This is a genomic window from Achromobacter spanius (assembly GCF_029637605.1).
In the GTDB taxonomy this organism is placed as follows: Bacteria; Pseudomonadota; Gammaproteobacteria; order Burkholderiales; family Burkholderiaceae_B; genus Achromobacter; species Achromobacter spanius_E.
The window spans coordinates 5,726,194-5,751,071 of record NZ_CP121261.1; the positions used below are offsets into that span (position 1 = coordinate 5,726,194).

At 64.6% G+C, this 24,878-nt stretch carries 23 protein-coding genes; 10 read left to right on the top strand and 13 right to left on the bottom strand.

Annotated elements, in window-relative coordinates; genetic code table 11:
• The first annotated feature begins 20 nt into the window (after positions 1–20).
• Both P8T11_RS25660 and lolA read left to right on the top strand, forming a co-directional pair.
• Positions 21–2,405 carry a DNA translocase FtsK gene (locus tag P8T11_RS25660; protein ID WP_268079429.1) on the top strand — a complete coding sequence of 795 codons (2,385 nt, stop codon included), beginning with the start codon at positions 21–23 and terminating at the stop codon, positions 2,403–2,405.
• Positions 2,405–3,028: an outer membrane lipoprotein chaperone LolA gene (lolA, locus tag P8T11_RS25665; protein WP_259252656.1), complete on the top strand. Its 624-nt coding sequence runs from the start codon at positions 2,405–2,407 to the stop codon at positions 3,026–3,028. The genes P8T11_RS25660 and lolA overlap by 1 nt, the downstream gene beginning before the upstream one ends.
• 415 nt (positions 3,029–3,443) lie before the next feature.
• Here the strand turns inward: lolA and P8T11_RS25670 are convergent, their stop codons facing one another.
• The 9 genes from P8T11_RS25670 to P8T11_RS25710 form a co-directional block, all read right to left on the bottom strand.
• Positions 3,444–3,857, bottom strand: a complete 414-nt coding sequence (locus P8T11_RS25670; protein ID WP_268079428.1) for a RidA family protein — start codon at positions 3,855–3,857, stop codon at positions 3,444–3,446.
• Between the two features lie 11 nt (positions 3,858–3,868).
• The gene (locus tag P8T11_RS25675; RefSeq protein ID WP_268079427.1) at positions 3,869–5,359 is read right to left on the bottom strand and encodes an N-acyl-D-amino-acid deacylase family protein; all 1,491 of its coding nucleotides are present in this window, start codon (positions 5,357–5,359) and stop codon (positions 3,869–3,871) included.
• 14 nt (positions 5,360–5,373) lie between these two features.
• Positions 5,374–6,246 (bottom strand): MurR/RpiR family transcriptional regulator, encoded by an 873-nt coding sequence (locus P8T11_RS25680; RefSeq protein WP_268079426.1) that lies wholly within the window; start codon positions 6,244–6,246, stop codon positions 5,374–5,376.
• Positions 6,247–6,281: 35 nt separating this feature from the next.
• Positions 6,282–7,283: an ABC transporter ATP-binding protein gene (locus tag P8T11_RS25685; RefSeq protein WP_268079425.1), complete on the bottom strand. Its 1,002-nt coding sequence runs from the start codon at positions 7,281–7,283 to the stop codon at positions 6,282–6,284.
• Positions 7,280–8,287, bottom strand: a complete 1,008-nt coding sequence (locus tag P8T11_RS25690; RefSeq protein ID WP_100852822.1) for an ABC transporter ATP-binding protein — start codon at positions 8,285–8,287, stop codon at positions 7,280–7,282. Before P8T11_RS25690 ends, P8T11_RS25685 begins: the two co-directional genes overlap by 4 nt.
• Before the next feature lie 2 nt (positions 8,288–8,289).
• On the bottom strand, positions 8,290–9,165 hold the full coding sequence (locus tag P8T11_RS25695; RefSeq protein ID WP_268079424.1) for an ABC transporter permease: 876 nt from the start codon (positions 9,163–9,165) through the stop codon (positions 8,290–8,292).
• A gap of 1 nt (position 9,166) precedes the next feature.
• A complete protein-coding gene (locus P8T11_RS25700; protein ID WP_046803377.1) occupies positions 9,167–10,108 on the bottom strand; it encodes an ABC transporter permease in 942 nt (313 codons plus the stop codon).
• A 299-nt stretch (positions 10,109–10,407) separates the two neighbouring features.
• Positions 10,408–11,967 (bottom strand): ABC transporter substrate-binding protein, encoded by a 1,560-nt coding sequence (locus P8T11_RS25705; RefSeq protein WP_268079423.1) that lies wholly within the window; start codon positions 11,965–11,967, stop codon positions 10,408–10,410.
• Positions 11,968–12,082: 115 nt separating this feature from the next.
• Entirely contained in the window at positions 12,083–13,396 is a 1,314-nt protein-coding gene (locus tag P8T11_RS25710) for an amino acid deaminase (protein ID WP_268079422.1), read from the bottom strand.
• Between the two features lie 167 nt (positions 13,397–13,563).
• On the opposite strand from P8T11_RS25710, the gene P8T11_RS25715 reads away from it, so the two are divergent.
• From P8T11_RS25715 to P8T11_RS25730, 4 genes are all read left to right on the top strand, one after another.
• Positions 13,564–14,355 carry a deaminated glutathione amidase gene (locus P8T11_RS25715; protein WP_268079421.1) on the top strand — a complete coding sequence of 264 codons (792 nt, stop codon included), beginning with the start codon at positions 13,564–13,566 and terminating at the stop codon, positions 14,353–14,355.
• An 88-nt stretch (positions 14,356–14,443) separates the two neighbouring features.
• Positions 14,444–15,784 carry a replication-associated recombination protein A gene (locus P8T11_RS25720; protein ID WP_268079420.1) on the top strand — a complete coding sequence of 447 codons (1,341 nt, stop codon included), beginning with the start codon at positions 14,444–14,446 and terminating at the stop codon, positions 15,782–15,784.
• Between the two features lie 45 nt (positions 15,785–15,829).
• A complete protein-coding gene (serS, locus tag P8T11_RS25725; protein WP_100852816.1) occupies positions 15,830–17,176 on the top strand; it encodes a serine--tRNA ligase in 1,347 nt (448 codons plus the stop codon).
• Positions 17,177–17,406: 230 nt separating this feature from the next.
• Positions 17,407–17,655, top strand: coding sequence for a hypothetical protein (locus P8T11_RS25730; protein WP_082134366.1), 249 nt, complete (start codon positions 17,407–17,409; stop codon positions 17,653–17,655).
• Between the two features lie 216 nt (positions 17,656–17,871).
• On the opposite strand, the gene P8T11_RS25735 is transcribed toward P8T11_RS25730, so the two are convergent.
• Both P8T11_RS25735 and P8T11_RS25740 read right to left on the bottom strand, forming a co-directional pair.
• Complete coding sequence (locus P8T11_RS25735; protein WP_268079419.1) at positions 17,872–18,213, bottom strand: virulence factor; 342 nt, start codon at positions 18,211–18,213, stop codon at positions 17,872–17,874.
• 291 nt (positions 18,214–18,504) lie between these two features.
• Positions 18,505–19,002 carry an ASCH domain-containing protein gene (locus P8T11_RS25740; RefSeq protein WP_268079418.1) on the bottom strand — a complete coding sequence of 166 codons (498 nt, stop codon included), beginning with the start codon at positions 19,000–19,002 and terminating at the stop codon, positions 18,505–18,507.
• A gap of 200 nt (positions 19,003–19,202) precedes the next feature.
• Between P8T11_RS25740 and P8T11_RS25745 the strand changes: the two genes are divergently transcribed.
• Together P8T11_RS25745 and P8T11_RS25750 are read left to right on the top strand one after the other, a co-directional pair.
• Complete coding sequence (locus tag P8T11_RS25745) at positions 19,203–19,400, top strand: hypothetical protein (protein WP_082134365.1); 198 nt, start codon at positions 19,203–19,205, stop codon at positions 19,398–19,400.
• 64 nt (positions 19,401–19,464) lie between these two features.
• Positions 19,465–20,664, top strand: coding sequence for an amidohydrolase family protein (locus P8T11_RS25750; RefSeq protein WP_268079417.1), 1,200 nt, complete (start codon positions 19,465–19,467; stop codon positions 20,662–20,664).
• Here P8T11_RS25750 and P8T11_RS25755 read toward each other — a convergent pair.
• Positions 20,661–21,551, bottom strand: coding sequence for a LysR family transcriptional regulator (locus P8T11_RS25755; RefSeq protein WP_268079416.1), 891 nt, complete (start codon positions 21,549–21,551; stop codon positions 20,661–20,663). The genes P8T11_RS25750 and P8T11_RS25755 overlap by 4 nt on opposite strands.
• A gap of 158 nt (positions 21,552–21,709) precedes the next feature.
• Here P8T11_RS25755 and P8T11_RS25760 point away from each other — a divergent pair, with 158 nt between their 5' ends.
• Positions 21,710–22,837, top strand: a complete 1,128-nt coding sequence (locus tag P8T11_RS25760) for a mandelate racemase/muconate lactonizing enzyme family protein (RefSeq protein ID WP_100852810.1) — start codon at positions 21,710–21,712, stop codon at positions 22,835–22,837.
• Positions 22,838–22,909: 72 nt separating this feature from the next.
• Positions 22,910–23,893 (top strand): Bug family tripartite tricarboxylate transporter substrate binding protein, encoded by a 984-nt coding sequence (locus P8T11_RS25765; protein ID WP_268079415.1) that lies wholly within the window; start codon positions 22,910–22,912, stop codon positions 23,891–23,893.
• Here P8T11_RS25765 and P8T11_RS25770 read toward each other — a convergent pair.
• Positions 23,877–24,758, bottom strand: a complete 882-nt coding sequence (locus P8T11_RS25770; protein WP_268079414.1) for an IclR family transcriptional regulator — start codon at positions 24,756–24,758, stop codon at positions 23,877–23,879. The two genes, P8T11_RS25765 and P8T11_RS25770, sit on opposite strands and share 17 nt — an antisense overlap.
• Between the last annotated feature and the right edge of the window lie 120 nt (positions 24,759–24,878).

Here is a 24,878-nt window from a genome sequence, read left to right on the forward strand (position 1 = left end):
GCCCAATTATAATGAGCCGCATGCCGCGTATCTCGACTGCTTCCCCGCGCGCCTCGCGCAACACCCGCAACGGTCCCTCGCCGCTACAAACGCGTATCTCCGCGTTGCTGCGCGAAGCCCGCTGGATCCTATTTGCCGCCCTGGCGGCCTGGCTCACCCTGGTGCTGGCCACCTGGAGCGCGTCCGACCCTGGCTGGTCGCACTCCGTGCCCGGCGACGTCGTGCGCAACCATGGCGGCCGGCTGGGCGCTTATTTGGCGGACATCCTGCTTTATCTCTTCGGTTTTTCCGCCTGGTGGTGGGTCATCCTGCTGCTGCACCGGGTTCGGGCAGGCTATCGGCGCCTGGCCAGCCAGCTTAAGGTAACTAATGGTAAGCAGCCGGAAGTGCTGCCGCGTGTCCATTGGGAAGAGGGCATCGGCTTTTTCCTGCTGCTGGTGGGGTCGCTGGGCATGGAAGCCTTGCGACTGGCCAGCCACGGCACGCATTTGCCCGGCGCGTCCGAGACCGCCAGCGGCGCGGGCGGCGTCATCGGCCACATGTTGGCCGATCTGATCAGCCGCAGCATCGGCTTTACCGGCAGCACGCTGGCCTTCCTGGTCATGCTGGCGATTGGCCTGAGCCTGTTCTTCTCGTTTTCGTGGCTGGCGGTGGCCGAGCGCGTGGGCGCGTGGCTGGAAGGCCTGGTGCGCCGCGTTCGCGATTCCTACGCCGCGCGCGAAGACCGCAAGGTGGGCCAGGTGGCCAAGGCCGTGCGCACGGAACAGGTCGTGGCCAAGCAGGAAAAGCTGGTGCACGAGCAGCCGGTGCGGATTGAACCCGCCATTACCGTCGTGCCCAAGTCCGAACGGGTGGAAAAGGAAAAGCAGCAGTCGCTGTTCTTTGCGCCGTCCGGCGGCGCCGAGGGCGACCTTCCCGCCATCAGCCTGCTGGACCCGCCGCTTACCAACCAGGAAACCGTCTCTGCCGAGACCATCGAATTCACGTCGCGCCTGATTGAAAAGAAGCTGGCCGACTTCGGCGTGTCTGTTACGGTCGTGGCGGCCCAGGCTGGCCCCGTCATCACGCGCTATGAAATCGAGCCCGCCACCGGGGTAAAGGGCAGCCAGATCGTGAACCTGGCCAAGGACCTGGCCCGCGCGCTCAGCCTGGTCAGCATCCGGGTGGTGGAAACCATTCCGGGCAAGAACCTGATGGGCCTTGAACTGCCCAACCCGCGCCGCCAGATGGTGCGCCTGTCCGAGATCCTGGGGTCGCAGACCTATCACGCCAGCCATTCGGTGGTGACCATGGCGCTGGGCAAGGACATCGCCGGCAACCCCGTGGTGGCCGACCTGGCCAAGATGCCCCACCTGCTGGTGGCCGGTACGACCGGTTCGGGTAAGTCGGTCGGGATCAACGCCATGATCCTGTCGCTGCTCTACAAGGCCGATGCGTCGCACACCCGCCTGATTTTGATTGACCCGAAGATGCTTGAAATGAGCGTCTACGAAGGGATTCCGCACCTGCTGGCGCCGGTGGTCACCGACATGCGCCAAGCCTCCAACGCGCTGAACTGGTGCGTGGGCGAAATGGAAAAACGCTATCGCCTGATGAGCAAGATGGGCGTGCGCAACCTGGCGGGCTACAACACCAAGATCCGCGACGCCATCAAGCGCGAGGAACCCATCCCGAATCCGTTCTCGCTGACGCCCGACCAGCCCGAGCCGCTGGCGCCGTTGCCCACCATCGTGGTGGTGATCGACGAGCTGGCTGACCTGATGATGGTGGTGGGCAAGAAGATCGAAGAACTGATCGCCCGCCTGGCGCAGAAGGCGCGCGCGGCTGGCATTCACTTGATTTTGGCCACGCAACGCCCCAGCGTGGACGTCATTACCGGCCTGATCAAGGCCAACATCCCGACGCGTATCGCGTTCCAGGTGTCGTCCAAGATTGATTCCCGCACCATTCTTGACCAGATGGGCGCCGAAACCCTGCTGGGTCAAGGCGACATGCTCTACATGCCGCCGGGCACCGGTCTGCCGGTGCGGGTGCACGGTGCGTTCTGCAGCGATGACGAAGTGCACCGCGTGGTGGAAAACCTGAAGGCGCAGGGCGAGCCGAACTATATCGAAGGGCTGCTGGAAGGCGGCGTCGAAGGCGACAACGGCGAAGGCGCCAGCAGCGTCACCGGCATCGGTGGCGACGCGGAATCCGACCCGATGTACGACCAGGCCTGCGAAGTGGTGCTCAAGCACCGCCGCGCGTCGATTTCGCTGGTGCAGCGCCACCTGCGCATTGGTTACAACCGCGCCGCCCGGTTACTCGAGCAGATGGAGCAATCGGGTATGGTGTCGGCGATGCAGTCCAATGGCAACCGCGAGATCCTGGTCCCCGCCGCTGCCGCTGCCCGAGAGGAAGCATGATGAAGACGTTTCGCCGCCTGGCCGTCGTAGCCGCTTTGAGCCTGGCGCCCGCGCTGTCGTTTGCCGCCAGCGCGCAAGAGCAGTTGAAGTCGTTTGTGGCCACGGTCACGTCGGCGACGGGTTCGTTCTCGCAATACACGGTGAACAACCAGGGCCGCACGCAGCCCGCGCAAACCGGCGTGTTCTCGTTCCAGCGTCCGGGCAAATTCAAGTGGGCGGTGCAGAAGCCCTATGAGCAACTGGTGGTGTCCGACGGCCGCGTGCTGTTCCAGTTCGACCCCGACCTGGCGCAGGTCACCGAACGCAAGGTCGACGCCGCCATCGGCACGTCGCCCGCCGCGATTCTGTTCGGTTCGGGCTCGCTTGAGCAGTCGTTCGATGTGTCGGCCTTGCCATCCAAGGACGGCGTAGACTGGCTGCGCGCCAAGCCGCGTACGGCAGACGCCGGCTTTTCGCGCGTGGATATCGGCATGAAAGACAACTTGCCGGTGCGTGTGGAATTGTTGGATTCGTTCGGCCAGACCACGCGCGTGGACCTATCGGCGATTAACGCCAACCCCACGCTACCCGCCAAGGAATTCCAGTTCACGGCCCCCCAAGGCGTAGACGTAGTGAAAATGTAGGATGGGTGAAGCGCGGGAGATTGGTCGCAAGAACCCCGGCGTCGAACGCGCGTAACCCATCAAGCAACGCCCCGGTTCTTCTGGGGTTTTGCCATACCGCCACCTTCGTCTGATGGGTTACGCGCGTTGGGCAGCGGGGTTCTTGCCTCCTGCCTTCCGCGCTTCACCCATCCTACGACAAGCCGGCGCTGTCCAGTTACGACGAGCCGGCATTGTCCAGTTACGACAAGCCGGCGTTGGCCGGTTACGGCAAGCCGGGCGTTGGCCAGTTACGACAAGCCGGCGTTGGCCAGTTACGGCAAGCCGGGCGTTGGCCAGTTACGACAAGCCGGCGTTGGCCGGTTACGGCAAGCCGGGCGTTGGCCAGTTACGACAAGCCGGCGTTGGCCAGTTACGGCAAGCCCGCGTTAGCCGGTTACGGCCGCTTGTACGCCACGCAATCCACTTCCACCTTGGCGTCCACCATCAGGCTGGACTGCACGCAGGCGCGGGCGGGTGGGTTTTCGCCGAAGTATTCCTTGAAGACCTTGTTGAACGACGGGAAATCGCGGGCGTCGTCCAGCCAGACGCCGCAACGCACCACGTGTTCCGGGCCGTAGCCGGCTTCCTTCAGAATGCCCAGCAGTTGCTGGATCGCCTTGTGGCATTGCGCGACGGTGCCGCCTTCAATCACTTCCCCGTTTTCCATCGGCACCTGGCCGGACACGTACAGCCAGCCGTCGGCGGCGACCGCGCGCGCGAACGGCATGTGCGAACCGCCTTGGCCGGTGCCGCCGGCGACGCCGTAGCGGGTGATGCCGTTGTTGTCGGGGGTGGGGGCGTTGCTCATGAGTGCACTCCTTAAATTTGGGTGGATGCGGAAGAATAGGGCGATGCGGCGGCAAAGCTGGCGCGCAGGTCGCCGTTGCGTGGCAGCCAGCGGCCGGCGCGCTCGCCCGTGGATTGCCCGTGCCGATAGGACAGCGCGCCGTTGACCCACACGGCCTCGATGCCCGCGGCGGTTTGCACGGGGGCGGCGAAGGTGGCGCGGTCGATGACGGTATCCGGGTTGAACAGCACCAGGTCGGCGTGATAGCCCTCGCGCACCAGCCCGCGCTCGGCCAGGCCGAAGCGGGCGGCGGACAGGCCCGTCATCTTGTGCACGGCCTGGATCAGCGGCAACAAGCCCACGTCGCGGCTGTAGTGGCCCAGCACACGCGGGAAGGCGCCCCACAGGCGCGGATGCGGCATCGGGTCGTTGGGCAAGCCGTCCGAACCCACCATCGTCAGCGGATGCGACAGCACCCGCCGCACGTCGTCCTCGTGCATGTTGTGATAGACGGCCCCGGCCGGTTGCAGGCGGCGCGCGGCGTCCATCAAGGACACGCCCCAGTCGGCCGCGATGTCGGCCAGCTTGCGGCGGGCTTGCTCGGGGTGCGGCACCGACCATGTGATGTCGATATCGAATTCGTCGGTGACCTGCTTCAAGTCCAGCGTGGACGAGCTGGCCGAATAGGGATAGCAGTCGCAGCCCACGTGCTGCATGCGGCCGGCGTTCTCCAGCGCAAACAGCACTTCCTTCGTGCGGCCCCAGTTGCCCGCGCCCGCGCATTTCAGGTGCGACACCACCACCGGCACGCGGGCGTGCTGGGCGATGTCGAAGGCTTCCTGCATGGCGTCAAGAATGGCCGCGAATTCAGAGCGCAGATGCGTCGTGTACAGCGCGCCGAATTCGTCCAGCGCTTCGGCCAGCAGCTTGACCTCGTCCGTGTCTGCCTCGATGGCAGAGGCGTAGGCCAGGCCCGTGCTCAGGCCGATGGCGCCATGCGCCAACGCCTCTCGTAGTTGCTCGCGCATGGCCAGGACTTCGTCGCGGGTGGCGACGCGGTCCAGGCGGTCCATGTGATTGCTGCGCAACGCGGTATGGCCCACCAGCGCGGCCACGTTGACCGCGGGCTGGGCTGCTTCGATGGCGCGCGTGTAGTCGCTAAAGCTGGGGTAGGCGAAGTCCTCGCGGCTACCCAGCAGATTCATCGGGTCGGGCGGGTCGGCGCGCAGCGACACGGGCGATGCGCTGATGCCGCAGTTGCCCACCACCACGGTGGTCACGCCCTGCGACAGCTTGGGCAGCATGCCCGGCGTGCGGATGACGTTGGTGTCGTCGTGCGTATGCACGTCGATAAAGCCGGGGGCCAGGGCCAGGTCCGTGCCGTCGATGATCTGGCGGGCTTGCGCGCCGGGCAGGGCGCCGATGGCGGCAATGCGGCCGTCGGCCAGCGCCACGCTGGCGCGATATTCGGGGCCGCCCGTGCCGTCCAGGACACGGACGTTGCCGATAAGGGTGTCGTACATCTTGGGTTCCAGGTTCAATCGCCCAGCGGTAAACGGTTGGGGCCGCCGCGATGCTCGTCCAGCGCCAGCTTGATGCGGCGCAGCCGTTCGCGGTTTTCCTCTTGGTTCAGCATGGCCAGTTCAGTCGATAGCAAATCAATGGCCAGCATCATCGCGTAGCGCGATGCCGAGGGTTTGTAGATGAAGTCGGTTTCGTCCGTGCGGATGGGCAGTACCACGTCGGCCAGCTTGGCCAGCTCGGACGTGGCGTCGGTGATGGCGACGATGCGGGCGCGGTACTGCTTGACGATGCGCGCCGCGCCAAGGATTTCCGGCGTCAGGCCCGATGCCGACAGCACCAGCACGGCGTCGCGCTCGTCCAGCGTGGCGGCCACCATGCGCAGCAGCACGGCGTCGCTGTACACGGCGATGGGGTAGCCCAGCCGCACCAGCCGCGATTGCACTTCCTGCGCCAGCACGGCCGACGCGCCGCCCATGCCGAACACGTAGATCATCCGCGCGCCATCCACGATGGAGGCCGCCTGTTCGAAAAGCTGTTCGGTAAACGTGGGCAGATGTGCGCGTAGCGTGCTTTCGATGTCGGCGTAGATGCGCGCGTAGAAGGTGCTTTCCTCGGCCGGCGCGCTGGGGTCCAGAAAGCGGCTGCCCACCGTGCTGGCTTGCGCCAGTTTCATCTTCAGGTCACGGGTGTCATCGCAACCCACCGTGCGCGCAAAGCGGGAAATCGTGGCGATGCTGACGCCGGCCTTCGTGGCCAGCTGGTCCACGGTGGCGCTGGCGCCCCAGATGATGTCGTCAAGAATGGCGTCGGCCACCTTGCGTTCGGTCACGCTCAATGCGTCCCGCCGACTGCGTATCTGGAAGACGATGTCGCGGATGATGTTCATGTGGGATTCCTGGGTCGGATCGTTTGGTGCAGTGGCTAGGCCGCCAGCTCGGGGGCGTCAAGGCGCGTACAGGCCACAAAGTGGCCCGGACCCACTTCCACCGCTTGCGCCTCGATGGTGGCGCAGGCGTCGGTGGCGTGGGGGCAGCGTGTGCGGAACACGCAGCCGGACGGCGGATTGATCGGGCTGGGGATGTCGCCCTTGAGCAGAATACGCGAACGTGGCGCACGCGGATCCGGCACGGGGGCGGCCGACAGCAGTGCGCGAGTATAGGGGTGGCGCGGGCGTGCGTAGACTTCGCTGGTCGGGCCGCGCTCCATGACGCGGCCCAGGTACATCACGACGACTTCGTCGCACAGGTAGTCCACCACGGCCAGGTCATGCGCCACGAACAGCATCGTCAGGCCCAGGTCGCGTTGCAGGTCTTGCAGCAGGTTCAGCACCTGCGCCTGCACCGACACATCCAGCGCCGACACGGGTTCGTCCGCCACGATGAAATCGGGTTCCACCGCCAGCGCGCGCGCAATGCCGATGCGCTGGCGCTGGCCACCCGAGAATTCATGCGGGTAGCGGCGGCTGTGGTCCGCGTTCAGGCCCACGCGCTCAAGCAGTTCGCCGATGCGGGCCGAGTGGCGGTGTTGCGCCAACTTGTGCGTGTCCAGCGCCTCGCCCAGAATCTCGGCCACCGTCATGCGGGGGTTGAGGCTGGCGTAAGGGTCCTGGAACACAATCTGCATGCGGCGGCGCCACGGCAGCATCTGCTTTTCGTTCAGATGCGTGATGTCCTGGCCGTCGAACAGCAGGCGGCCGGCGGTGGGCTTGAACAGGCGCAGCAAGGCGCGGCCCGTCGTGGTCTTGCCCGAGCCGGATTCACCGACCAGGCCGACGATGGTGTTGCGGGGCACGTCGAAGCTGACGCCGTCCACCGCACGCACGACGGGCGCATTACGCGCTTGCGACGTGGGGAAGTGGACTTTCAGATCTTCAATGCGGACCAGCGGGTCTTCGGCCCGCACGGTGGCTTGGGGGCTAGTCATATCGGGTTCACCTTGATGCAGCGCGCGCGGTGTTCGGCCTGCACGGCTACCAATTCGGGCACGGCGGCGCGGCAATCGTCGGCCGCCATGTCGCAGCGCGGCGCGAAGGTGCAACCGGCCGGTAGCGACAGCACGCTGGGCACGTTGCCCGGAATGGCGCGCAGGCGCTCACCGGAAGCCAGCAGCGCCGCCGTGGGCAGACAGGACAAGAGGCCGCGGGTATACGGATGCGTGGGCTTCTCGAACAGGTCGTACACGCCCGCGTCTTCCACCACGCGCCCGGCGTACATGACCGCTACGCGATGCGCGATTTCTGCCACCACACCCAGGTTGTGCGTGATGAACAGGATGCTCATGTTCATCTCTTTTTGCAGCCGGCGCAGCAGATCAAGAATCTGCGCTTGCACGGTGACGTCCAGCGCGGTGGTGGGCTCGTCGGCGATCAGCACCGCCGGGTTGCAGGCCAGGGCCAGTGCAATCATCACGCGCTGGCGCATGCCGCCCGACATCTGGTGCGGGTATTCGTTGACGCGCCGATCGGCGGCGGGAATCTCCACGCGTTCCAGCATTTCGCGGGCGCGCTTGATGGCCGCCGCGTAGGAGCCGCCTTCGTGCTGCAACACGGCTTCGGCGATCTGGTCGCCCACCGTGTACAGCGGGTTCAGGCTGGTCATGGGCTCCTGGAAGATCATGGCGATTTCGGCGCCGCGTATCTTCTGCAGGGTGGCGGACGACGCATGGGCCAGGTCGTGCTGCACGCCCTGGCGGTCGCGGAACAGGATCTTGCCCGCTTCGATGCGGCCCGCCGGCTTGGGCAACAGGCCCATGATGGACAGGCTGGTCACGGATTTGCCGGAACCGGATTCGCCCACGATGGCCAGCGTTTCACCGCGTGCCAGATCGAAGGTGACGCCGTCCACGGACTTGGCGATGCCGTCGCGGCTGTGGAACCAGGTCTTGAGCCCTTCCACGGACAGCACGACGTCTCGGGTGCTTGCCGTCATGATTACAGCTCCTTGCGCAGGCGCGGGTCGAGTACGTCGCGTAGTCCGTCGCCCACCAATTGCAGCGACAGTACGGACAGCACAATGGCAATGCCGGGAAAAACCATGATCCAGTCGGCCGAGCCCACGTATTGCTGGCCGGCGTTGATCATGGTGCCCCAGGTGGGAATGTCGGGCGAAACGCCCACGCCCAGGAACGACAGACCGGCTTCGGCCAGAATCGCGTAGGCGAAGATGAACGTGCCTTGCACCAGAATGGGCGACACCAGGTTGCGCAGCACGTGCACGGTGACGATGCGCCACGTAGGCACGCCCAGCGCGCGGGCAGCTTCCACGAAAGGCAGTTCGCGGATCACCAGCGTCGAGGCGCGCACGATGCGGGCCAGGCGCGGCGTGTAGACGATGCCCAGCGCAATCACCACGTTGATCAGCGACGGCCCCAGCGCGGCCACCAGCGAAATCGCCAGCAGGATGTCCGGGAAGGCCATCATGGCGTCGATCAGGCGCGACACGAACTTGTCGGCCGAGCGGAAGAAGCCGGCGATGAGGCCCAGTGCAATGCCCAACACGCTGGATACGATCACCACGGAAAAGCCCACCATCAGCGACAGGCGGCCGCCGTAGATGACGCGGCTGAACACATCGCGGCCGAAGTCGTCGGTGCCGAACCAGTGCGCGGCGCCCGGCGCTTTCAGCCGGTTCATGATGGACAGCTTGAAGGGGTCGTAGGGGCTGACCCACGGCGCCAAGAGCGCGGCGGCCACCAGCACGATGATCACGATCAGGCTCAACAGTACGGTCTTGCGCGACACCAGCAGGCGCAGCACCTGCCAGCGGTCCGCGCCGCCGGTGGATTGGGGGGAAGTTGCAATAGCCATATCAGTAGCGCACCCGGGGGTCGACCAGCAGGTACAGCAGGTCGATGATCAGATTGATCAGGACGTAGATGGCCGCGATGATCAGCAGCGCGCCCTGGATGACGGGATAGTCGCGGCGCAGCACGGCCGACACCACCAGGCTGCCCACGCCGGGCAGGCCGAACACGGTTTCGGTCACGACGGCGCCGCTGATCAAGAGCGCGGTGGTCAGGCCCAGCACGGTCAGGATGGGGATCAGCGCGTTGCGCACGGCGTGCTTCAGGATGACCTTGCTTTCCGGCAGGCCCTTGGCCCGCGCGGTACGCACGTAATCATCGCGCAGCACGTCCAGCATGCTGGCGCGGATGAAGCGGGTGATCAGCGCGGAATTCACCAGCCCTAGCACCACGGCGGGCAGGATCAAATGCGACAGGCGCGTGGCCAGCGAGGCGTCCGGGCCGCCATAGCCCGACACCGGCAGCCAGCCCAGCTTCACCGAGAAAATCTGCATCAGCAGCAAGCCAAGCCAGAAGCTGGGCACGCTGGAAGTAAACATCGAGAACGACAGCACCGACTGGTCCAGCGTGGTGCCGCGCTTGACCGCGGACAGAATGCCCACGGGCAGCGCGATGGCGCTGGCGATCAGCAGCGACATCAAGGTCAGGAGTATCGTGGGCTCGGCGCGGTCGGCCAGCGCCGACAGCACGGGCTTGTTCATGAAGATGGACTGGCCCAGATCACCCTGCACCAGTTTGCCCAGCCACGACACATACTGCAGCGCCATGGGCTGGTCCAGCCCCAACTGCGCGCGCAGCGCCGCGATGTCTTGCTGGCTGGCCTGCGGCCCGAGCATCACCGCGGCCGGGTCACCGGGCGTGACGCGAATAATGACGAACACAATGGTCGCGACGATAAACATCACAGCCACCAGCCCGACCAAGCGGTTTAAAAGATAACGCAACACGATAAAGTCCTAAAAAGCGTCATTCGACACGGCGGCTCGTTCGGCACGGCGATTCGTTCGGCACGGCGGCTCGTTCGGTACGGCGATTCGTTCGGCACGGGGGCTCGTAGGATGGGTGGAGCGCGGCAGGCGGGGAATCAGAACAACGACCTCCATCGCGCGTAACCCATCAAGCAGCGGTGATGTTGTGGCTGAAACCGTTAAGAACCCACCGCTGCTTGATGGGTTGCGCGCGGCAGGCAATCGGGTTCTTGCCCCGAGCATGCCGCGCTTCACCCATCCTACGTGCTTTGCAGGGGTTACTTCGGGGCCTTCCAGGCGTTCCAGAAGAACGGCCAGGGGGCGGGCTTGGTGCCTTGCAGTGACGGCGAGCGGGCGGATTGGGCGTTGAAGTCACCGACCTTCACGAAGGGCACTTCGTCATACACGGCTTGCTGCACGTCGGCCCAGCGCTTGATCCGTTCTTCCTGCGTGCGGGCCTGGTTGAAAGCGTCCATGACTTGAGCGCGACGCGGCGTATCCCACCAGCCCGGCGCATCTTTCGACGGGAAGTCGATCAGCGCGGGTTCCGGCAGGAACACGCTGTGGGTGATGAAGATGTCCCACACGGCGGGGTCCTGGCGGCGTTGCGTCAGCGTGGCCCAGTCCACCACCTGCATGTCCACCGTGAAGCCGGCGGCCTTCAGGTATTCCGCGGCCACCAGCGCCATCTTGTAATGGAACTCGTACTGCTGGCTGGTCAGGATGCGGATCTTCTTGTCGGCCACGTTGGCGCTGTCCAGCAGCTTCTTGGCAGCGGCGGAGTCGGCCTTGTTGTAGACCTTGCCGCCCAGCGACGTGGCCCACGGGTAGCCTTCCGGATAGAGGTCGCCGTTGAGCTTGTAGAAGTCCTTGTTGCCGAAGGCGGCGTACAGCATGTCTTCTTCGTTCAGCGCCAACTGCACGGCCTGGCGCACGGCCAGGTTGGACATGATGCCTTGCTTGGTGTTGAGCACCAGGCGCGGCCAGCCGAAGGGCTTGAGCATTACCGGATCGGAACGGCCGCCCTTGAGCTTGTCCAGCGCTTCCACGGGCAGCGAGTCGACGTAGTCGAACTGGCCGGCGGCGGCGGCTTCGGAACGGGTGTTGGCGTTGCTGACCGGCACGAAGCGAATTTCGTCCAGGTATTGCTTGCGCGCGCCGCCGTAACCGTCGGGCTCGCCTTCGCGTTGCTTGTAGCCTTCGAAGCGGACCAGTTGGATGTACTGGTCCGGCATGCGGGCCTTCAACTGGTAAGGCCCCGTGCCGACGAATTCGGTCAGCACCGGCGCGATCTTGCTCTTGGGCATGATGACGGCCGCGGCGTTGTTCATGGCCAGCAGCGCGGTCAGCGGCGCATAGGGTTGTTTCAGCGTGATGCGGATGGTGTTGGCGTCAGGCGCTTCGATGCTGCTGATGACTTTGGCCGCGCCCTTGCCGCGCGTGGCGGTTTCGGTCCAGCGCTTCAAGGACGCCAGCACGTCCGACGAGTCCATCTTCGACCCATCATGGAAGGTGATGCCCTGGCGCAGCGGGATCGTGTAGACCAGGCCGTCGGGGGTGACGTCCGGCATCTTCTCGGCCAGCAGCGGTGTCAGGTTCCACTTGGCGTCGAAGGTGTATAGCGTTTCAAAGAAATGCTGCGTCAGGATGCCCACCAGGTCGGCGGTGCTGCTCATCGGGTCCAGCGTCGGGGGTTCACCGATGGTGGCGACGGATATCGTGCCCCCCTTGACCGGCGTGGCACTCAGGGCGGGGGACGTCAATGCGGTCAAGCCAATAGCGCCGGCCGCGAGCAGGCTGGTCAGCCCACTGCCTCGCCGGGAGGGTCGGAAGTTCATGATTCTCTCTCCAGAGGGTCAAAAACAGGTTGTCGCGTGATTGGGTATGCGCCGGGATCCCGGTTTTTTGCAGCAGCCCCCTCGGGCCAGGCGCGGTGCGGCGGGCGGGGGGCGGTCAGAAAAAGGTTTCGGCCACGTCGGTGACGCGGTATTGCTCGTCCACCAGCAGCACCTGGCGCCACTTGTCGAACGTCAGGCAGGGGTGGGAAATGTCGAAGGCGATCATGTCGCCGACCTGGATGTCGTCGCCGTCGGCGAGCTGCATGAAGGCGTGCTGGTCCATCATGGCGGTCAGCTTCCAGGCTTGCGGCGCGGCGCTGGGCGTGTCTTGGTCGGGCCGCGTCAGGCCGGGCCGCGTCAGGCCGGGCCGCGTCAGGCCAGGACGGAAGTGCAGGGCGGGAGTGGGCAGGCCGGCGTCGAACGCGGCATCGCGCTTGCCCAGGGCAATGATGGCGCGGCCGGGTTCGGGCAGCGATTGCACATAGGCCCAGACCTGCAAGGCGGGCAAGAGGCCCGGTTCCATTTTTTGCGCCACGGGGTTGTGGGCGTTGATGCGCTCAGCGGCCGATCGGTACACGCCAACGTCGTGCGACAGGTAGCAACCGGGGCGCAGCACCACTTCCAGCGGCGCACCGATATCCAGTTGCGAGAATTCCTCGGCCACCACGTCGAACCAGGCCGAACCCGCGCCAGAGATGACGGCGGGGCCGTTCTTGCGCAGGCGGCCCGAGGTGGCCAGGCCGCGCAGGGCGTCGGTGGCGCGGCGCAGGAAGGCGCGGATGGCGCTTTCTTCCTGCAACACGCCTTCATAGACTTCAATGCCGGCCAGCGCCAGGCTGGGCCAGCGGCCAATCTCGTCGACCACGGCCTGCAATTGCGCGTCGTCGCGCACGCCGGTGCGTCCGCCCGTGGGACCAAGCTCGATCAGCACCGGCAGGGTCAGGCCTTGCTCGCCGAAGAACTGGCCCAACTGGGCGGCGTTGGCGGGTGAATCGACGATGCAGAAGAAGGTGAATGCGGGGTCTTGCAGCAGGCGCGCGATGATGGCCATGTTGGCGCGGCCCACCAATTGGTTAGCCATCAGCACGCGGCGGATGCCGTGTTGATACGCGGCCAGCACTTGCGGCGCGGTGGCCAGCGTGATGCCCCACGCGCCGTTGTCGATCTGGCGCTTGAACAGGGCGGGGCTCATCGTGGTCTTGCCATGCGGCGCCAGCTTGACGTGGTACGCCTCCATGAACTGCTGCATCCATTGCAGGTTGTGGCGCACGCGCGCTTCGTACAACACCGCCACGGGCAGGCTCACGTCTTCGTTCAGCAGGTTCCAGTTCAGCGCGGCCACACCGGCCGTCGTACAGGACTCGGGGAACGCGCCCAGGCCTTTGCCGTTCACATCCAACAAGGCGGCGGGGGAAGATGAATTCGTCATGGCGGGCGCTCGATTCTGGAAAATATTTACGTGAAAGTTTGTTTTTTTCATTATCGTGAAAGAAATTTACAAACGGCAGCTAGGGCTTACCCGTAGGCTGTGTCGAGGGCTGGTTGGCGCGACAATAGGAAATCCGCGAAAGCACCGCGCTCCTTGAAGGAAAAGCCATGTTGAAAGTCGCCTTGGGCCAGTTCGCCGTAAGCCGAGTCTGGGAAGAAAACGCGCAGGTCTGCATTGACCTGATGGAGCGCGCCCGCGCAGGCGGCGCGGGGCTTTTGGTCTTGCCCGAAGGCATCCTGGCCCGCGACATAACCGACCCGCAAATCGTGCTGAAAGCGGCCCAGCCGCTGGACGGTCCATTCATGACCCGGCTGCTTGAAGCCAGCCGTGGTTCGTCCCTTGCCACCATGATGTGCGTGCACGTTCCGACGGGCGAAGGGCGGGTCTGGAATACTTTGGTTACCGTCCAGGACGGGCGGATCGTGTCGCAATACCGCAAGTTGCACCTGTATGACGCCTTCACGATGAAGGAATCCACCAACGTCACGGCCGGCACCGAGCTTCCCCCGCTGCTGGACATTGGCGGCCTGCGCGTGGGGCTCATGACCTGCTACGACGTGCGATTCCCTGAACTGGCGCGCCGCCTGGCGCTGGATGGCGCGGACCTGCTGGTGCTGCCGGCAGCCTGGGTGCGCGGCCCGCTGAAGGAAATGCACTGGGAAGTGCTGGTTACGGCACGCGCGCTGGAAAACACCTGCTACGTGGCGGCCACCGGGGAATGCGGCGAGCGCAATATCGGTTGCAGCATGGTCGTGGACCCCCTGGGCGTGGTGACGGCGCGCGCGGGCGAGGGCCCGGCGCTGGTGTTTGCCGATATCGACCCCGAACGTCTGGCGCATGCCCGCAAGGTGCTGCCGGTGCTGGCGAACCGCCGCTTCGCACCGCCCGAACTGGCCTAGGCGCCTCCGCCCGCTCCACGGGGCGGAGGCGGCGGTCATGGTGTAATGCTGACTTGTATTTCTTGCCGTCTTCCCCCATCTGCTGCCAATGAGCAACGATCTCTTCGCGGCCGATCCTGCGCATCGGCCCTATGTGCCCCTGGCCGAGCGCCTGCGCCCGCGTTCCTTGTCCGATGTGGTCGGGCAATCGCACCTGCTGGGTCCTGACAAACCGCTGCGCGTGGCGTTTGAGTCCGGCCGTCCGCATTCCATGATCTTCTGGGGGCCGCCCGGCGTGGGCAAGACCACGCTGGCGCGCCTGATGGCTGATGGCTTTGATGCGCAATTCATCGCCATTTCGGCGGTGCTGGGCGGCGTGAAGGACATCCGCGAAGCCGTCACGGTGGCGCAGGTGGCGCAAGGCCAGGGCCGCCGCACCATTCTTTTCGTGGACGAGGTGCATCGCTTCAACAAGGCGCAGCAGGATGCTTTTCTGCCTTATGTGGAAAGCGGGCTGTTCACCTTCATTGGCGCCACGACCGAAAACCCGTCCTTCGAAGTCAATTCGGCGCTGTTGTCGCGCGCGCGGGTGTATGTGCTGCAGTCGCTATCGCCCGAAGAATTGCAGCAGTTGGTCGATCGCGCGGTACACGCGCTGAACGAAGGGCTGGATGAAGGCGAGTCAATCCGCATCGAGCCCGACGCGCGCGAGCAATTGGCCGCCTGGGCCGACGGCGACGCGCGGCGCTTGATCAGCGCAGTGGAAGTGGTGGCGGAATCCGCGCAATCGGCGGGCCGCGACACCGTGGATGCGGCCTGGCTGGAAATATCGCTGTCGCAGAACCTGCGCCGTTTCGACAAGGGCGGCGACGCCTTCTACGACCAGATCAGTGCGCTGCATAAATCGGTGCGCGGCTCCAATCCCGACGCCGCGCTGTATTGGTTCTGCCGCATGATTGACGGTGGTGCCGATCCCAAATACCTGTCGCGCCGCCTGGTGCGCATGGCGGTGGAAGACATCGGCCTGGCCGACCCGCGCGCCACCGACCTGGCCGTGAACGGCGCCGACATCTACGAACGACTGGGTTCGCCCGAAGGCGAGCTTGCGCTGGCGCAAGCGGTGGTCTACATGGCCTGCGCGGCCAAGTCCAACGCCGTCTACAACGCCTACAACCAGGCGCGCCAGTTCGCGGCCGAACACGGCAGCGCGCCGGTGCCCATCCACCTGCGCAACGCGCCTACCAAACTGATGAAGCAGTTGGGCCACGGCAAGGCCTACCGCTACGCCCACGACGAGCCGCACGGCTACGCCGCCGGCGAACAATATTTCCCTGATGGACTCAAGCCTTCCTTCTATCGGCCGACCGATCGCGGCCTGGAGGCTAAAATCCAGCAAAAGTTGGCATTCCTGCGCGAGCTGGACGCACAGGAACGCGCCAAGAACCGGTAACAGGCCCCGCCCGTTGCTTTCACAAGAACCTCAACCGACATCAACATGCTAGACCCGATACTGCTGCGCAAAGACCTGCAAACCGTCGTCGACCGCCTCAAGAGCCGTGGCGTGTCCTTCGACACGGAACGGTTCAACGACCTGGAATCCCGCCGCAAGGCCGTCCAGACCGAAACCGAGTCCCTGCAAGCCCGCCGCAACGCGCTGGCCAAGCAGATCGGTCAGTTGAAGGCCAAGGGCGAAGACGCCAGCGCCGTCATGGCGGAATCGCAGGCGGTGCCTGTCCGCCTGAAGCAGTTGGAAGAAGAGCTGGCCGCCTTGCAGGCGCCGCTTAACGACCTGCTGATGTCGGTGCCGAACTTGCCGCACGCCAGCGTGCCCTTGGGCGAATCCGCTGACGACAACGTCGAAGTCCGTCGCTGGCTGCCGGGCGAAGCGGGGGCCGACGGCAACCCGCCGGCGCTTGCGTTCGAGGCGCGCGACCACGTCGCCATTGGCGAACCGCTGGGCCTGGATTTCGACATGGCCGCCAAGCTGTCGGGCGCGCGCTTCTCGTTCATGCGCGGCCCCATCGCCCGCCTGCACCGCGCGCTGTCGCAGTTCATGCTGGACCTGCAAACGGGCACGCACGGTTATACCGAGTGCTATACGCCTTACATCGTCAACGCATCCACCTTGTACGGCACGGGCCAGTTGCCCAAGTTCAAGGACGACATGTTCGCCGTGTCCAAGGGCGGCGGCGATGACGACCCCAAGGTTGATGCCGCGGGCAATCCTTATGTGCGTGAAGACCAGTACCTGATCTCCACGTCGGAGATTACGCTGACCAGCGTGGCGCGCGACACGATCCAGGCCGCCGCCGACCTGCCGCTGAAGCTCACCGCGCACACGCCGTGCTTCCGTTCCGAAGCCGGCAGCGGCGGCCGCGACACCCGTGGCATGATCCGCCAGCATCAGTTCGACAAGGTCGAAATGGTGCAGATCACGCAGCCGGACCAGTCGTACGAAGCCCTTGAAGACATGGTCGGCCACGCCGAGCGCGTCCTGCAATTGCTGGGCCTGCCGTACCGCGTCATGCTGCTGTGCACCGGTGACATGGGCTTTGGCTCGGCCAAGACCTATGACCTGGAAGTGTGGCTGCCGGCGCAAAATACCTGGCGCGAAATTTCGTCGGTGTCCAATTGCGAAACCTTCCAGGCCCGCCGCATGCAGGCGCGTTTCCGCAACGCCCAGGGCAAACCGGAATTCGTGCATACCTTGAATGGTTCGGGTTTGGCCGTGGGCCGCGCGTTGGTCGCCGTGCTGGAAAATCATCAGCAGCCGGATGGCAGCGTTTTGATTCCCGAGGCGTTGCAGCCATATATGGGTGGTTTGACGGTGCTGAAACCCTGACGCGCTGTGCGTCTATCGGCCAAATGGCTGATAAGAAAACGGAGCCTTTGGGCTCCGTTTTTTTTTATCATGTCGACATATTGCTGTCGTTTTTGCTCATTATGCTACGCGGGTGAGTGCATGATTTTGATGTGAGCAATTGTGTATTTTTAATAAAAGGGCCGGATAGATGCGGCACAATACACCCGCGTTCTACACGCTTCATTCACTTATATAACAAGGAGTTGTCCATGACTTCAAGAATGATTGGAGATTTTCGTGTGAGATGCTCTGTCGCTCGTGAAGACGAACAGGGCTACCGCGTGCAGATATGGACCCGCCGAGTTGGCGGAACCGCGCCGGAAAAATGCTGGACTGTGCCCGGACAGGCGCCGTTCTCAGACTTGCACGAAGCAGAACAGGAAAGCCGTCAATTGTTCCAAGAAATCAATGGTGTGCGTTTTAACGGTGAGCCGGAGTTTGCCCATGCGTCCGCATAATGGTTGGTGGCGGGCGTCCAGTGCGCCCCGCAGATGGATTGATCTTGTTCAGGAATCCCCGCGTTGGGTTGATGGCAAGCCCGCGCAGGTATCCCAAAAATCCGCCGTCGTGGCGGAAAAGCCGGTACGGGTCCCCGCGGCCTGATCGTCATTCCAACGGGGCACCGGACAATGTCCCAATGGAAAAAAGGCCACTCGCTAGAGTGGCCTTTGCTTTTAGCGACGCCAGTCGCCGTGTCCCTTGCCGTGTCCATGACCACGGTAATGGCCGGGGCCCGGACCGTAATAACGCGGGGGCGGGCCGCCGCGCCAGTGGGGGCCGCCACGGTAATAAACCGGGGCGGGATAAACCACCCGGGGAGCCACATAGACGGGCGCGGGCCGGTAGTACACCGGTGGGGGAGGCGCCACGTAGACGGGCGCGGGCGCCACGTACACCGGAGCGGGATACACCACGCCGGGCACGCCGATTGAGATCCCCACGTCCACCCGGGCAAGGGCCACGCTGGAAATCAGCAGACCCGCGGCACCGGCACCAGCAATAAGCCATTTTTTCATGTTGCACCTGCCTGCTGCGCGACACAGCAAAGTTGAGTATTCGACGCCCCTATTTTCGGGCTTTTCGGCTGCGGATTCGTAAGCGTCGCCTCCTCAATAGCGACAATCCGCAACCGGTGCATCCACTGCGCAACGCGCGCCTGCTGCGGTGCGGGATAGTGCTTGCGCTCTGGTAAACGCAGACCTGAAATCGATTGAAATGCAGTGGAATCAGATGAAGTCAGACCGCTGCGTTACACACGGTCACTATCATGGCGGGCAGCGCGGCCCGAATAGGTCAGACCGATAAGGTCAGATCGACTGCGCGCCGCGGAACTCCACCACCCAAACCCAGGGATTGGCCGCCCAGGCATGCGAGCCATAGCGTTCGCACCACGTTAATGCAAACGCTGTTTGAAGTGGAACGCCGGGCAATAGGGCGGAAGATTGGTACAGGGCTTCCGTGCCTTCGGCGCGCGCATCGGCTTCGGTCAGGTTTTGCAGGCGCTGGATGCGGACCCCGACGATAAGCGCGGTGGCGAACTCATTACCCGCTTCGTCGGTCAGGATGATGGTTTCACCGATTTTCCCGTAGGGACACCTGACCCAACTGGACGTCTTTCGTAATTCTGAGGGGTTATCGCGAACGGGACCCATTGCTACCCAGCGGCCCGAATCGGCGGCATCCGCATACCAAACCGTCGTGAGTTTGGTGGGTTGCGGCTTCAGAATGCGGCGGCTCTGCACTTTCAAGCCTGCCAGGACGGCTTGCTTGAGCGGCTCGCTGAATTGAAGTGACTGCCTTTTCATGCGCTCGCTGTTCTCCTCTCGGTCGAAGTCCGCGTATTACGTCCGCGTATTGCGTGTCGCTTCAAAACCGATGTGTGTCAAAAGCACCAGCTAATTCAGATTAGGAGCAGGCAGTATGACGCGTCGTGTTCTTGCTGTCAGGCAGGCTTTGTATTTCTGTTGTCTTTTTGTACAGGCAGTGTTGTTTGTATACTCGAGCAATGACTACTGACCTGCATAATCTCAAGCCCGGGTACTACTGGTACACCATGGCCAATGACCCGCTGGCCGTTATCCATATCCATGAAGACGGCGGCGCATCGCTGATGGGTTCGGACTACCGCATTGGCGCCGAGGGCGTCGCCGATATGGTCCGCCAAGGCGAACGCTTCTTCTGGATCGAACCGCCGCAAGTCTGAACCATTGGGCTGATACGTGGCCGGCCTTTCGGGCCGGCCGCTTTCGTTCGTCCGGGAAAATGCCATGACCGACCTGTTGTTGAAAAACGTCCGCGTGGCGGCGAACGCCGCTGCCGAAGCGGTCGACGTATTGGTGCGTGGTGGACGCATCCAGCACATCGATCCCTGTATCCCGGCGCCGGCCGACGTTCTTGTTGAGGATGGCGGCGGCGCCTTGTTGTTGCCGGGGCTGGTTGAAGGCCATACCCACCTGGACAAGACCAATTGGGATTCGCCTTGGTATGTGAATGCGGTTGGCCCCGCGCTGACCGACCGCATTGAAAACGAACGCACCTGGCGCGCCAGTACGGGCCACGACGCGGCCAGCCATGCGCAGGCGTTGGCGCAGGCGTTCCTGCGCGAAGGCGCCACCCGCATCCGTAGCCATGTCGACGTGGATACCGACGCGGGCCTGCGTCACCTGGATGGCGTGCATGCCACGCGCGAAGCGTTGGCCGGCCGCGTGGAAATTCAAACCGTGGCCTTTCCGCAGTCGGGGCTGTTGGTGCGTCCCGGCACGGCAGAACTGTTGGATCAGGCGCTGGCGCAAGGCGCTGATGTGTTGGGTGGGCTGGACCCCTCCGCCATCGATCGCGATCCCGCCCAGTCATTGGATGTGCTGTTTGGCCTGGCCGAGAAGCATGGCAAGCCGGTCGATATCCACCTGCACGAACCCGGCGAACTAGGCGCGTTCACGCTGGACCTGATCCTGGACCGCGTCCAGGCGTTGGGCATGCAAGGCAAGGTGGTCATCAGCCACGCTTTCTGCCTGGGTGGCATTGACGCCAAGCGGCTGGAAGGGTTGCTCAAACGCCTGGCGATGCTGGATGTGGCCGTGTTGACCACCGCGCCGCCGTCGCGGCCGGTGCCCGGCGTGCGTGCATGCCGCGAGGCGGGCGTGACGATCTTTGGCGGCAACGACGGCATCCGCGATACCTGGACGCCGTATGGCAGCCCCGACATGCTGGCGCGCGCCATGATGATCGGCCTGCGCAACGATCTGCGCCGCGACGACGAAGTGGAATGGGCGTTTGATTGCGTCACCGGCGCCGCCGCGCGCGCCTGCGGCTTTGCGGACTACGGTCTGACGCCGGGCGCGCGGGCCGATCTGGTGCTGGTCGACGCCAGTTGTGTGGCCGAAGCCGTGGTGACGCGCAAGCCGCGCCGGCTGGTCGTGACCCACGGCGTGGTGGCCGTCCGCAATGGCCAGGACGCCATCGCCTAAGCCTGGCCGCGCGCCAGGCCCAACTGCGATTCCGTCAACGCGACGAACGCCCGCATCAGTTCCGAGCGCACACCGGCCCGCTGCCAGATGGCGCCCACCGTGCGCACCGGGCAGGGCGCAGGCAGCGGCCAGCGCTTCACCCGCGCAGCCGGTTCGCCCGTGACGGCCCAGTCGGGCAGCACCGCCACCCCCAGCCCCTCGGCCACCAGCTTCGCAATGGAATCGATGCCGTCCAGCTCGAAGCGCACGTGCGGCCGCAGGGTATGCGTGCGCAGGTAGTCGTCGGCCATCTTGCCGCCCACTACGCTGCGGTCATAGCGGATGTAGGGCTCGCGCGCGATGACGGCCAGGGGGTCGCGCACCTTCATGTCGGCCGGCGTCACCAACACCAGTGGTTCGTGGCGCAGGTCGCGCCAGTCGCAGGTCTTGGGTAATGCAAACAGCGGGTGCACCAGCAGCGCGCCATCCAGCTCGCCCGACAGCACCTTGCTGTAGAGCAGGGTGGTGGGCGCGGGCTCAATGTAGATCTCGATATGGGGATGGCGGGCCACCCAGGTGCGCAGCACCGGTGGCATGATGCCGGTCAGCGCCGTGGGCGTTGCCCCCAGGCGCAAGGGGCCGGCCGGAAGCTCCGTGTCGCTGGCCGCCGAACGCAAGTCGCGCACGTCCCGCAGGATATGCCGGGCCCGCTCAAGAATGCGGATACCGGCCGGCGTGGGCTTGACCGTGCGGCCAGAGCGGGCGATCAGGGCGCTGCCCACGTCGCCCTCCAGCGCGCGCAATCGCTGCTGCACGGTGGCGGGCGTCAGGCCTTGATGGCGCGCGGCCTGGGCGATGGAGCCCAGCTCTACCACATGCACATAGGTTTGAAGAAAGCGGGAGTCCACGGTGCTTGCCCTTCGTGAAGATGGATTTTCCGTATTCTAAAGATGGGTGAAGATAATTGTTGTTTTCTTTGGCGGCGGGAAGAATACGTCCAGAGCGACCCGCCCGCGCACGCTGCGCCGGCCCCGCCCGTTGGAATTCCGCCATCAAGGAGCTTGCCGTGCCCATTATTGAATCCATCGACGTTTGCGCCGCCGCGGTGCCCCTGGATAAAGTCACGTCGTTTTCGAACCGAAGCGTGTCCACCCGCCACTACGGCCTGGTCAAAGTCCGTTCCAGCGACGGCGTGGAAGGCATCGGCTTTTGCTATGTGGGCAGCGCCGGCGGCGCCATCTTCGAAGCGGCCGTGCAAAGCCTGCTGGCCCCGGTGCTGCTGGGCCGTGATTCCCACGCCGTGGAAGGCCTGTGGCAAGCCATGTACCAGGAAGCGCTGCTGCAAGGTCGGCAGGGCACGGTGATGCGCGCGCTGAGTGCGCTGGACATTGCGCTGTGGGACCTGAACGCCAAGACGGCCGGCCTGCCGCTGCACAAGTTCCTGGGTGCGATGGAACTCGAAACCGTGCCTGCCTACGCAAGCGGCGGCTATTACCTGGACGGCAAGACACCCCAGCACTTGGGCGAGGAAATGGCCAGCTATGTGGACAAGGGCTTTCGCGCCGTCAAGATGAAGACCGGCCGCCTGTCCCCGCGCGAGGAAGAGGCGCGCTTGAAGGCGGCGCGCGAAGCCGTGGGCCCCGATGTCGAATTGATGATGGATTGCAACAACGCCTGGCAGGACGTGACCCAGGCCATGCAGTACATCCGCCGCTTCGAGCAGTACGAGCCTTATTTCATCGAAGAGCCCTTCGGGCCGGACGATATTGACAGCCACGCCAAGCTGGCGCGGTTGACGCATCTGCCGATCGCCACGGCCGAAATCGGCTATGGCCGCTGGTATCACAAGGAACTGCTCGACAAGGGCGCGGCCGGCATCCTGCAGACCGATGCGGCGGTGTGCGGCGGCATCACCGAGTGGAAGCGCATTGCGGCCACGGCCGCCAGCTACGGCGTGGTGGTCTGCCCGCATTGGTTCCACGACGTGCATGCGCCGCTGGTCGCGGCGACGCCGAACGCGCGCTACGTCGAATTTTTCTGGGACGACCAGGTGTTGAATTTCCGCAAGCTGATCGACCGGCAACTGACTCACAAGCTGGGCCGCGTGGTCTTGCATCAAGAGCCTGGGCTGGGCTTCGGCTTCGAAGAGCGCATGGTCGAAAAGTTTGGCAAGTGGGTCCGCATCAGTCGTTGAACGCCATCGTCGGCAGGCGGCGCCTTTTCAAAACAAGCAGCCGGCCTTCGAGGCCGGCGCGAGGAGACAAGCATGCAACGCAGGCAATTCATGACCGGCGCCGCGGCGCTGGGGGCGGCGCTTGTGCTGCCCACGGCGGCAAGGGCACAGCAGGACATGCCGGCTGGCCCGGTGAAAATCGTGGTTGGCTTTCCGGCGGGCGGCGGCACCGACGTGCTGGCCCGCCTGTTGGGGCAGAAGCTGGGCGTGATGTGGAACATTCCCGTCATTGTGGAAAACCGTGCCGGGGCGGCGGGCGTCATCGCGGCCGAGCAGGTGGCGCGCCAACCCAACGATGGCAACACGCTGTTGATGGCGCATGTGAACAGCCACGGCATCGCGCCGGGCCTGCATCCCAAGCTGGCCTATTCGGTGGAGCAGGATTTTTCGCCCATCGCCTTGGTGGGCAAGACGCCCACCATCCTGATCGGCGGCGCGTCGCAGCCCGCCAAGACGCTGCCTGAATTGGTCAAGCTGTGCCGCGCGCAGCCCGGAAAAATCGTGTTCGGGTCGGCGGGGGCAGGGTCGGCCCAGCATCTGGCGCTGGAAATTTTCAAGGCGCGCGCCGGCATCGACGTGCTGCATGTGCCGTACAAGGGCTCGGCGCCGCTGATGAACGATCTATTGGGCGGCCATGTGCAGTACTGCTTTGAAGGCATGACGACGGCCACGCCGCTGGTGCAGTCCGGCAAGGTGATCGCCTTGGCGCAGACCTTGCAGCAACGTTCAAAGAGCCACCCCAATGTGCCGACAGTGGCGGAACAAGGCTACCCCGGCTTCGAGGCCAGCATCTGGTTCGGCATGGTGGGCCCGGGCAAAATGCCCGACGCCATGGTCCAGCGCATGAACCGCGACATCGATCAGGTGTTGGCGATGGCGGACGTGCAGGAAAAGCTGGCGCAGGTGGGCGCGGAAGATGGCGGGGGCAGCGTGCAGCGCTTTGCCGACTTCATGGTGCAGGAACAGCGCAAGTACGCCCAGACCATCAAAGACGCGAAGATCATCGTCGAAAGCTGATGTGCGCGGTCGGGGCCGTGTTCGGCTCCGACCCTTCCCACCCCGCCATCGCCGAGATCGACCGCGCTTTTTCACGCAGCAGGCGCGCGGTGTCGGAATCCAGGTCGTCGTCGATGGCGCCCACCGGCCCCATCAAGGTGATGGCCGCCGTCATCTCGCCCAGCATGTCGAAGATGGGCGCGGACAGCGACGTGAAGTGCGGCAGCAGCGCATGCCGGCAGCGGCTGATGTGGTGCTTTTGCACCTCGTCGCGGATGGCCTGCACGTCTTTCGCCGTATAGGAATTGCCGGGCGCGCCGCCCTGGCTTTCGGGTATGGATGAGGCCATCTCGCGGTCCAGTAGGTCGCGGGTCAGGGCGTCCGGCAAATGCGCCAGGAAGTTGCGGCCCAATGCCGACGACAGCAGCGGCATCACCGTGCCTACGCGCAATTCCAGCAAGGGCCGGCTACGGCTGCCTTCCACCCGGTACACGATGGTCGGCCCCTTGTTGCCCCATACCCCCAGAAACACGGTGTGCCCGGTCACCGCCGCCACCTCGGCCATGATGGGGCGCGCCGTGGTGAACACATCGAACTGCTCCAGCGCCGCCAGCCCCAGGCGCAGCGCGTAGGGCCCCAGGCCGTAGTGGCCCGTGTCCGCATGCTGCTGCACCACGCCCACCTTCTGAAAACTGACCAGGTAGTAGTGCACGTTGGGCACGGTCAGCTCACAGGCGTCGGCAATTTCCTTCAGCGGCAAGGGCCGGCCCGTCTTGCGGATCAGGTCCAGGATCCGGAAGCCCACTTCAATCGACTGAATCCCCCTGCGCGCAGCAGTCGGCGTCTTTTCCGTGTTCTTTTCTACCTTGCCGGCGGGCCTTGCCATTGCTGCCTCCACTGTGTGTTTGGCGGCAGTGTAGCAGCGGCTCGCAGGGGCTTGCGGCTGCTTGCCGGACCCCGTTTCGGGTTTCCCCCAGCTTTGTCCGGGCCGGTTTTAAGTTTGATA

Bases quoted from the DNA above. Each gene is read 5' to 3' on its own strand.
- P8T11_RS25660 (WP_268079429.1), top strand. From the start codon at position 21: ATGCCGCGTATCTCGACTGCTTCCCCGCGCGCCTCGCGCAACACCCGC.
- lolA (WP_259252656.1), top strand. From the start codon at position 2,405: ATGAAGACGTTTCGCCGCCTGGCCGTCGTAGCCGCTTTGAGCCTGGCG.
- P8T11_RS25670 (WP_268079428.1), bottom strand. From the start codon at position 3,857: ATGAGCAACGCCCCCACCCCCGACAACAACGGCATCACCCGCTACGGC.
- P8T11_RS25675 (WP_268079427.1), bottom strand. From the start codon at position 5,359: ATGTACGACACCCTTATCGGCAACGTCCGTGTCCTGGACGGCACGGGC.
- P8T11_RS25680 (WP_268079426.1), bottom strand. From the start codon at position 6,246: ATGAACATCATCCGCGACATCGTCTTCCAGATACGCAGTCGGCGGGAC.
- P8T11_RS25685 (WP_268079425.1), bottom strand. From the start codon at position 7,283: ATGACTAGCCCCCAAGCCACCGTGCGGGCCGAAGACCCGCTGGTCCGC.
- P8T11_RS25690 (WP_100852822.1), bottom strand. From the start codon at position 8,287: ATGACGGCAAGCACCCGAGACGTCGTGCTGTCCGTGGAAGGGCTCAAG.
- P8T11_RS25695 (WP_268079424.1), bottom strand. From the start codon at position 9,165: ATGGCTATTGCAACTTCCCCCCAATCCACCGGCGGCGCGGACCGCTGG.
- P8T11_RS25705 (WP_268079423.1), bottom strand. From the start codon at position 11,967: ATGAACTTCCGACCCTCCCGGCGAGGCAGTGGGCTGACCAGCCTGCTC.
- P8T11_RS25710 (WP_268079422.1), bottom strand. From the start codon at position 13,396: ATGACGAATTCATCTTCCCCCGCCGCCTTGTTGGATGTGAACGGCAAA.
- P8T11_RS25715 (WP_268079421.1), top strand. From the start codon at position 13,564: ATGTTGAAAGTCGCCTTGGGCCAGTTCGCCGTAAGCCGAGTCTGGGAA.
- P8T11_RS25720 (WP_268079420.1), top strand. From the start codon at position 14,444: ATGAGCAACGATCTCTTCGCGGCCGATCCTGCGCATCGGCCCTATGTG.
- serS (WP_100852816.1), top strand. From the start codon at position 15,830: ATGCTAGACCCGATACTGCTGCGCAAAGACCTGCAAACCGTCGTCGAC.
- P8T11_RS25730 (WP_082134366.1), top strand. From the start codon at position 17,407: ATGACTTCAAGAATGATTGGAGATTTTCGTGTGAGATGCTCTGTCGCT.
- P8T11_RS25735 (WP_268079419.1), bottom strand. From the start codon at position 18,213: ATGAAAAAATGGCTTATTGCTGGTGCCGGTGCCGCGGGTCTGCTGATT.
- P8T11_RS25740 (WP_268079418.1), bottom strand. From the start codon at position 19,002: ATGAAAAGGCAGTCACTTCAATTCAGCGAGCCGCTCAAGCAAGCCGTC.
- P8T11_RS25745 (WP_082134365.1), top strand. From the start codon at position 19,203: ATGACTACTGACCTGCATAATCTCAAGCCCGGGTACTACTGGTACACC.
- P8T11_RS25750 (WP_268079417.1), top strand. From the start codon at position 19,465: ATGACCGACCTGTTGTTGAAAAACGTCCGCGTGGCGGCGAACGCCGCT.
- P8T11_RS25765 (WP_268079415.1), top strand. From the start codon at position 22,910: ATGCAACGCAGGCAATTCATGACCGGCGCCGCGGCGCTGGGGGCGGCG.
- P8T11_RS25770 (WP_268079414.1), bottom strand. From the start codon at position 24,758: ATGGCAAGGCCCGCCGGCAAGGTAGAAAAGAACACGGAAAAGACGCCG.